The sequence below is a fragment of the Dietzia sp. SYD-A1 genome (genome assembly GCF_015356725.1).
Classification (GTDB): domain Bacteria; phylum Actinomycetota; class Actinomycetes; order Mycobacteriales; family Mycobacteriaceae; genus Dietzia.
In genome coordinates this window covers 1-396 of record NZ_JADDKI010000696.1, presented here as the reverse complement: position 1 = coordinate 396, position 396 = coordinate 1, and the positions used below count along the sequence as shown (strand labels likewise).

Annotated in this window: 1 protein-coding gene; it reads left to right on the top strand. The window is 75.8% G+C overall.

Annotated features, from left to right (window positions below; translation table 11 throughout):
• On the top strand, positions 1-316 hold a 316-nt coding region (locus IY392_RS18740; protein WP_228549643.1), incomplete at its 5' end, for a DUF732 domain-containing protein.
• Between the last annotated feature and the right edge of the window lie 80 nt (positions 317-396).

Here is a 396-nt window from a genome sequence, read left to right as displayed (position 1 = left end):
GCGCTTCACCGAGGCCCCGGCGCCGGTGGGCTCGGACGCCCCGGGATACACCGCCCCGGTCGTCGGCGCGCGGGAGCGCGGCTACCTCGCCGCGCTCGAGGCCCGGGGCATCCGGACCGAGGAGCTCTCCGACTCGCTCGTGGCCGCCGGGAACACGATCTGTCGGATCCGGACCACCGGTGGCGCCGCGGGCGAGACCACCACGATCGCTGATGCCGTGGCCGGCCAGATCTCGGTGGGTGGCTACTCGGACCGCGAGGTCGACGAGATCTCCCGGATCGTCGTGGACTCCGCCGCCGGGCAGCTCTGCCCCTGACGCCGCCTCCGCGGTGAGGCGGCCCGGAGGTCGCGCCGCCCGCGGTGCGGTGGGATCCGCGGTGCCGTGAGACCTGACAC